We start from the raw sequence: 8,910 nt of genomic DNA, 5'->3' as shown, positions 1-8,910 counted from the left end.
AAAAAACCGTTTCCGGTGAGATTTTTCTCACGAAAAACGGGAAAAGTCTGTCCAGACGGCAGATTTGGAGCGAAATGAAACATTTATGCAAATTTGCGGGCGTGGAAGCGAGTAAGGTATTTCCGCACAACTTACGGCACCTGTTTGCGACGGTGTTCTATCAGGCCTGCAAAGATATTTCAAAACTTGCCGACGTGCTCGGTCATTCCAGCATCGAAACCACTCGCATTTATCTTGTCACATCAGATACAGAACACGCCAAACAGATGGCGCGGCTGCGGCTGATTTCATAAGACAAAATCAACATTTTGCCACAAACATCAGCGATTACTCTGATGTTTTGTTACATACTATTGAGGAAATTGTATCACATTTTTCCGATATTTGCAAGAAAATGAAGTTGGAAAGTGCGACAAATAAGGTCACAAACATGAACTTTTTTGTGACCTTACCTTTTTGCACCCAAAAACAAATAATTGCAAAATTAGCAGGATATATTTGGGGTATATCCTGATTTTTTATTTGTTTTGGACAGCTGTATATCAACAAAATGTTGATTTTGTGATATAGGGGGGCTTGGGTGAAAAAAACGCTAAGAGAGTTTTGTGGAGAGAGTGGGCAAAGCCAGCTGCTTGAGCAATGGGACGCACAGCGCAATCTTCCATTGACACCCGATCTTGTAACCTATGGCAGCAAGAGAAAAGTGTGGTGGCGTTGTAAGCAGGGTCATACATGGCAGGCATCAATCTTTACGCGCACAGGAAGCGGCACACAGTGTCCGGTCTGTACCGGAAAAATTGTGATAGCCGGTGAAAACGATTTGCAGAGCAAATACCCTGATTTAACTCGACAGTGGCATCCGACACGCAATGAAATCACGCCGCAGCAGGTACTTCCGGGCAGCCATAAGGCGGTCTGGTGGCTGTGTGAGCGCGGACATGCTTGGAAAGCGGCGGTTAAATCAAGAGTCGCGGGCAGTGGCTGTCCGGTTTGTGCCAATCGGAAGATACTTCTGAACGAAAACGATCTGGCAACCGAATTTCCTGAGATTGCCGCACAGTGGCATCCCACAAAAAATGGAACGTGTACAGCACACGATGTGACTTCCGGCAGCAGACGCAAAATCTGGTGGATTTGCGACAAAGCGCATGCGTGGTAGGCATCGGTCTATTCTCGGACATTGGGTGGAAGTGGCTGTCCTGTATGTTCCGGTCGCAAGGTTATCGCGGGAGAAAATGATTTGGCCAGCCAGTTCCCGGAAATTGCCGCACAGTGGCATCCTGAAAAGAATGGAATCCTCACGCCGCAGCAGGTCACACCTTGTTCAAATCGAAAAATCTGGTGGAAATGTGAACTGGGACATTCGTATCAGGCCGTGATCGGTGCGCGGACAATGAGTGGAAACGGCTGCCCGTACTGCACGGGCAGAAAGGTTTTGCCGGGATTTAACGATCTGGCCACCTTGCAGCCGGAAATTGCAAAGTAGTGGCACCCGGCCTTAAACGGGACGCTCACACCCGACCAGGTAACGGTGGGATCGCACCGTAAGGTATGGTGGCAATGTCCGGAAGGTCATGTCGGGCAAGCGGTTATTTATGCCCGTACAGGAGGCAAAAAATGCGGCTGTCCGGTCTGTGCTGGCCGAGTAAAGAACGCAAAAACCGAAAAGTATCGGAAAATAATCGCGGATATTATATGATTCGCGTTTTATATAAAAATTTATTGAAGGAGGCGTACATTATGAGGTATATAAAGCGAAAAGTGGTGCAATCAGTCGCCACAATTTTGGCAATTATAATGGTAGTAACTACGAGTCCATTAAATGCTGTTCGGGCAATTGATTTACAAGCGCTAGAGAAAGATCGCCTAAATGTACAGTTAGATTCTACCCAGGATTTACTGAACACAGTTGATGTCAATTCTATGCAAAGAAGTGAGCCGCAGGAACAAAATGCAACAGATGTGCTTACAGATATTGATCATAGTGGTTGGACAGTACTAACGAATGATAATGCTGTGACAAAGCTGAGTAAGGGATATGGATCATATTATCTGACAGGTGATCTATCTCTAGATATTACCATTTCCAAACCTAAAGTTTTGAATGCAGTTACAATCTGTTTAGATGGACACAGCATTACAGGCACGATTACAGTTGAATCTGGTGCAGTATTGAATATTTACGACTGCCAAAAAGCGGACCGTGTCCAGCTTGGAAAAATCGTCAACCACGGTGCAACGATCAATCTTGACAGAGTAAATTCGGTTATTGGGGAGATTGAAAACACATCTACAGGTACCGATGCATTCAGCACTTTGAATATCACCAGAGGGTCTGTGGAAATTACCGGGAAAGTTTTCAATAGTGCTACCAAAGGCGCGGTTAGCACCATTAATATCACGGAAATTGAAAATCCAGTAATTCAGGGTGACGTTACAAATGAAAATGGTACGAACGGCAAGGCTGCTGTTCTGAACTTTGATCAAATAGAGATCGACGGCACTATTTCTAATACTGGAGGTGCGGCGGCGACACTGAATTTAACCGATAGCACGGTTGAAAAAGCCATCACAAATAACGGTACAGTTAATTTGTATGGCTGTTCAATTAAAAGTGGTATCGATAATAATGAAGTGACCGGCGTATTGAATATTCAGGATGAAACTGAGGTTTCAAATGGTATTACGAGCGATATAGGCACTGTAAACCTATACGATGCTAAGGTCACTAACGATAGTGGAAATGCGATTGAAGTAGCAGGCGGTACCCTCAATTTGGATAGCGTTACCGTTACGGGCGACACCAATGGCGTATATGCTACGAATAGTGCCACACTGAATTTGAAGGGCAGCACGATTATAGGTCAAACCAATCAGGGTATTGATGCTGCTTGGTTGGAAGATGCTCCTGGCGCGATTAATGTGGAAGAGAGTGAGATTTCCGGCGCACAAAATGGCATCAACAGTGTAGGTACCGGCGTTCATGCAATTAATATCGTTGATAGTATCATTACCGGTACTACGCAGTATGGTATCTATAATACTGGAGAAGGCGCAATTAACTTCGGTGGAAAAACTGCGATTACAGGTGCTACGTCAGATATTTATACGGATATCTCGATTGCAGCCTATGCGTATGCAAAAGAATATACTGGTGAAAAGATGTCTATCCGGTATGCGGGCAAGTTGGATCCCATACAGACCATCTTCGTGACGAACACGGAGAATTCAACTGTATTTACCGTGACAGACTCGACCGGTACTCCTATTACCTGCCAGAAGACAGGAACAAATTGGGCTACTGAACTGAATGATTCTAAGTGGAATGAAATTAAACAAAATGGATTAAGCCCACAGGATTATTCTCGAGTAAGCACGAATTTAGACTCAAATGACATATATGGAAGCTTTTCTGGTAATCGTGAAATTCATATCTGTCTTCATAGCGATGCTTTGAAACAAATATCATATGATCGAATTGATTTAGAAATTCATGTAGAAAATGGAGCGGTAGTTAATATATATGACTGTTCGGAAGAATGGATAACTAAAATTAACGCTATATTCATAGTGGATGAGAATAGTACGCTCAATCTATATGGCGGGGCATTTAATGAGTGCCATATAACCAATAATGGTGGCAAAGTTAATTTACAGGGTGTAAATATAGACCACCTCTCTATTACAAATGATAAAAATGGTAATATCGTTATTCGGGGAGGTAATTTTACATCAAAAGTTTTTGAGCATGAATATATGATTACAGACTCGGCAATGATCAATAAGAATGGCGTGCTGTCTATTTATGGAGGTGTATGTGGAGAATTAGGTCAGGAACTCAATGGAGCTATCATTAAAAATAACAAGACAGCCGATTTGGATATAGTCGGAGGTCAATGGTGTAGCAAACGTTTATTGTCTTTTTGTGTCGATAATGCCGGGAACTGCGGAATTTATGGCGGCTTTTTTGAACAAATAGGACAGTCGGCTAATACGCTATTGAATAGTGGTGTGATTACAATCAGAGGTGGCACATTTTTATTAGGAACGAGATCTGGAGACACCTTATTCAAAATTTCAGCAGACCAAAACAACAGGGCGGTTCTTACAGGTGGTACATATACTTACCAGAAGAACGTGAGCAATACAGGATCGCATTACTGCGTGAAGGTTGGGGATATCGATTCAATAGTATTTCAAGGTGGAACCTATACTACAAAAATGTCAGATATCGCTTCTGGTAATATGGATGCATATGCTGTGACGACTTCGACTGATACCACAGTACAAGGTGGCATATATTCAGCTACTTGGGAGTTGGACAATGGAATAGGCGATAGCCAAGCTATATCAAGTTATAAATCTTTGCTAGTTACAGGTGGCAACATTTCGGCTATAAATCGAAGAGGTGAAGGAGATGGAATTTATGTGGGCTCTGGTAGTTCTGCTCTCGTAACGGGAGGAAATATATTAGCTGATCAGGGCGGAGCAGGAGTCTCTTTTGGTGAGGCGACCTTTTTGATCGTTTCCGGAGGCAACGTTACAGCTAACGGACAATGTATTTATGATGATACAGTATCAGTTACCACTACAAAGGATATTCCCATATATTTCATAACAGGTGGTAAATTCAAGTGTAGTGGAATTTACGGAGATGCCTTATTGTATGACTATCATGTATCTAGTTTTATAAAAGGAGGAACTATCTCTGCTGTTGGCAATGCGCTTTATACTTCTGCATCCGACAATGTATGGATCTATATAGAAGGTGGAACAATTTCTAGCCAAACAGATACAGCCCGTATATCAGGTGATGGAATATTTATATTGGGAGGCAATATTTCTTCGACTGCAACCAAGGGCTGTGCGATTTATTTGACTAAGGCTAATGCCAAATTATATATTAAAGCAGGTGTGCTGCAAGGAGGCATCGAAGGCGAAGGAGTCTATCTGTCTAACGGAAGACTATATCTAAGCGGAACTCCATTGCTGTATGGTGGCAATGCTGATTTGCTTGCTACAGAAGAGGCCCAGATATCGGCTCGTACGCCTAAAGATAATCTGGTATATATTGGAAGCAAAATCGCTCCAAATACTGTTAGTTACGAAGCCAAGGACAAATCAACCGGAAAAATTGTGATTTTCAACGCGACTGAGGATGACCTTGCAAAATTTAACATGATCTCACCCACAGATAAAACATTGGTCTATTGGGATTATGAAAAATGTGATGCGAATGGCAGCTATGACAATGTAACAGATCTTGACGACGAGGATCGTTTCGCTGGCAGCACAGGTAATTTAGTGCTTTTTGGTATTGATATTACTGCTACGGTTGATAAAATGCCGGGAAGCTACCTGGGCGGTGTTGATGCACAAGGCCAGTATCAAGGTCTGCCGGAGTTCATTACCCTTTCTTTCCCGGAAGGATGGTATGTTTCTGTAGATGGAGGAGAGACATATAAGCCTGCAGAACAATATGCAGACAAGGCAAATGCACTGTATGATATCTGGCTTTATTATTATGATTTTTCTTCTGGTGAACTGGAACCAGACGTATTGAATTGGGATCGGGATGCAGGTTTGTATGCAATCTCTGAATTATATCCGAAAGAAAACGTACGTTTAGCTGACAACCTGGAGGGGAAAAACCCATATCCCCTGCCCAAACCGAAGCTGGAGCCGGCAGAAGGATATAATCCTTCTACAGACCCGTACTCGACGATTCGGTTCACTTCGCAAGAGAATGTTGATTCGGACAATCAAAATGAACGGAATCTTCTTGTAACAATGACGGAATCTGGCACAGCGTTTACCAATACAGACGCAGAAAACCTTTCGGGCCTGGTCGCACAGAACACGAAGGCATTGACTACAGCCAAGGAAAATGCAGAGAAGGATAAAGATCGCGTGCAGGGTGTCGCTGTAATACCCCAGGGCACGACACTGAATCGAAATGACGATTCCACGCTGGGCGCGGCTTCGGCTGAGAATATTGGTTTACTGTTCGATGCGCTTACGGAAAAAGAGGAAGAACATGCCGATATTTTGCAGGAAAAGGCAGAGAAAGTATTGTCTCTAACCGATTCCGATAAGCGAGCTTATGAATACAAGTATGCCGATTTGGTCGAACATACCAATGCCAATGTCTGGGTATCGTCTTCTAATGGCAGTCTAATGCTCTGGCCTTATCCGGAGGGAACCGATCAGAATACCGAATTCCAAATGGTTCATTTTGATGGAATCAACCGTGATTATGGCATTCTCGATATTGAAGCAACAATAGCTGCGGGTTCTCAGGAGTTTAAATTTAAGGCAGATGAAGAGAAACAATTCGAGAATAGCACTGCATCGCCAGTTCCGTGTGTCACAACAGAAGACGGTATTGTATGCTATGTCCCTAACGATGGATATGGTATGTTCGCTCTGGCTTGGGAGCCGATCAATACCGGTAATTTGGAAATTGGCCTGACAGTATCCAGTGACGATATTAGTCAAACCGAAGAGTTCCCATTCTGTCTGACAGTGGAGGATAAGACGCTTAATGGCCCCTATGGTGATTTGGAGTTCACTGATGGTGTAGCAAACTTTGCTCTGCATCATGAGGAAACTGTAACGGTAACAGAATTGCCTGCGGGCACGAAATATACCGTAGAGGAGTTGCAGAATGAACCGGACCAGACGACAGAGCATGTACACGATACTGAGTGTGGCTATGTAGAAGCTGTCGCGGGAAGCCCGTGTAATCATGTACATGATGAGAGTTGTGGATATGTCGCAGCGGTAGAAGGTTCACCGTGTACACATGTGCATAGTGATGAATGCTATACCTTGAAGACAGACTGTGTTATCGCAAAAGATGAGCAAGCCTCAGAAAACATGTCGGAAGAGGAACTTGCACAGACTCCGATGGTGCTGCCGAGTTTGGCAGACGACCATGTCTGCACCGAAGAAAGCGGTTGCATTACCAAGGTGCTGAACTGCCAGCATGTGCATGACACAGAATGCGGATATGTGGAAACTGTTGAACCACATGATTGCAATCATGTGCATGATGACCAGTGTGGATATGTTGCTGAAGTGGTTGGCGTTCCGTGTAAATATGACGGTACACAAGTATTGAATACTAGGAATTCTGATTACACCGTAACAAGTACCAATGCAACGGGAACTATTGAAGCTGGCAAAACCATTGAGGTTGATTTTGAGATTCATAGTGCTAATAAGCCAACGTATACATTGACCTATGAAACAAATAGTGACGTGGAGATTCCTGACGAAACATACGAGAAAGACGAATTAGTTGAGTTAAATCATACGCCCGAAAGGGACGGCTATGAATTCGTGGGATGGTATACAGATAAAGAACTGACTGTACCGGTTACCGAGATTACTATGGTATCAGATATGATTGTATATGCCAAGTGGGAAAAGGTCTCGGATGGCGGTGCATATCATCCAGAGTATAAGCCAAATGATAAGGATGACGATGAGCCGGACGAAGAACTTGAAGAATCTGAAGAGATCATTGAGGAGGACGTTCCGTTGGCAGAGACACCGTGGCTCAACACGGAGGATCACTACGCTTACATCGTCGGTTACTCCGAGGATGGAACTGTTCGTCCGAACGCCAACATCACCCGCGCGGAAGTTGCAACCATCTTCTTCCGTCTGCTGACTGACGAGGCACGTGATCAGTTCTGGTCGACATCCAACAACTTTACAGATGTTGCAGCCGATGCATGGTATAACAACGCCATCTCGACCATGGTCAACGCAGGCATCATTCAGGGTTACGAAGATGGTACCTTCCGCCCGAATGCAAACATCACCCGTGCGGAGTTCGCGGCGATCGCGTCACGCTTCATGTCCTCGGGTTACGATGTCGAAGAGGATCTCTTCACCGACATTGCAAACCACTGGGCACGCGATAATATCAACGATGCAGCTATGACAAAGTGGATCAATGGCTATCCAGACGGCACCTTCCTTCCGGATAAGGTAATTACCCGTGCGGAAGCAGTCACCTTGGTTAACAATGTACTCCAGCGCAAGCCGGATAAGGATCATATGTTTGATACCATGATCAAATGGCCGGACAACATGGATGCTTCTGCTTGGTACTACGAGGCCATTCAGGAGGCAACCAACTCGCACGACTACGACCTCTTTGAGGGCGCAGAATACGAGATCTGGACCTCCCTGCTGGAAAACCGTGACTGGGCAGCGCTGGAAAAGGATTGGGTAAACGCCCACCGTACCGGTGGTGAAGTCATGTAAACTGTCAGTCAAACGATTGATAGAGCACAAAATGGAAAGAGGCTGACCTCGGGTCAGCCTCTTTTGCTTGGAACTTCAATAACGGTGAAAAATCAAATAGAACTAGCAGTCAAATGGTTGCCAATGATATGTGAAGACGGTGCGGAGTGGGTTGATTTAGTATGTTCTCGGAGCGTAGAGAAGACTAAAATTGTTCAATGCGAAGAAAGGACGGTTATAACATTGGAAGAATACAAAGATTACGAGGAATGTAATGTATTTATACGCCGCCAACCGGATAACACGAAGGAAGGTGATATAATTTCATTAAAATATCTGAGGGGTATTCATTGGGGTACGGTGACAGGAGGTGTTCACAGCCATCTTGGGAATTATTATTTAATGGGATATATATCCGAAGAAGTTATGAGAAAAACCAATATAGCGTGCACAGGAGAACATAAAAATTATGATAGAGGGATTAAAGTATGTATTATTCGAGCGCATACAGAGCCTGATGTTGTAAAATATTTGTATCGGTGTTGTTGGAGCCGGGAGATCGCGACCATATTTTGTCGGGAGTATTTAACCAATTTTTGTCGGCGAACCCCAGAGCTAGTAGAATAAACAAAAAGAGTGCCAACAACCCAG

General features: G+C 44.1%; 5 protein-coding genes. All 5 read left to right on the top strand.

The genetic code is table 11. The annotated features are described in order from the left end of the window. On the top strand, window positions 1-293 hold a 293-nt coding region (locus tag B5F17_RS14135), incomplete at its 5' end, for a tyrosine-type recombinase/integrase (RefSeq protein WP_162608199.1). A gap of 287 nt (window positions 294-580) precedes the next feature. Next, entirely contained in the window at window positions 581-1,159 is a 579-nt protein-coding gene (locus tag B5F17_RS15180) for a zinc-ribbon domain-containing protein (RefSeq protein ID WP_242968781.1), read from the top strand. An 81-nt stretch (window positions 1,160-1,240) separates the two neighbouring features. Further along, on the top strand, window positions 1,241-1,486 hold the full coding sequence (locus tag B5F17_RS15175) for a zinc-ribbon domain-containing protein (RefSeq protein WP_242968780.1): 246 nt from the start codon (window positions 1,241-1,243) through the stop codon (window positions 1,484-1,486). Between the two features lie 45 nt (window positions 1,487-1,531). Then, window positions 1,532-1,699, top strand: a complete 168-nt coding sequence (locus B5F17_RS15170; RefSeq protein ID WP_242968779.1) for a zinc-ribbon domain-containing protein — start codon at window positions 1,532-1,534, stop codon at window positions 1,697-1,699. Further along, the gene (locus B5F17_RS14125; protein ID WP_242968782.1) at window positions 1,624-8,280 is read left to right on the top strand and encodes an S-layer homology domain-containing protein; all 6,657 of its coding nucleotides are present in this window, start codon (window positions 1,624-1,626) and stop codon (window positions 8,278-8,280) included. The genes B5F17_RS15170 and B5F17_RS14125 overlap by 76 nt, the downstream gene beginning before the upstream one ends. Window positions 8,281-8,910: the final 630 nt, after the last annotated feature.

The sequence above is a fragment of the Butyricicoccus pullicaecorum genome (genome assembly GCF_002160355.1).
GTDB lineage: Bacteria > Bacillota > Clostridia > Oscillospirales > Butyricicoccaceae > Butyricicoccus > Butyricicoccus pullicaecorum.
Note: the sequence above shows the minus strand (reverse complement) of the source record. Positions and strands in the feature narration are given on the sequence as shown.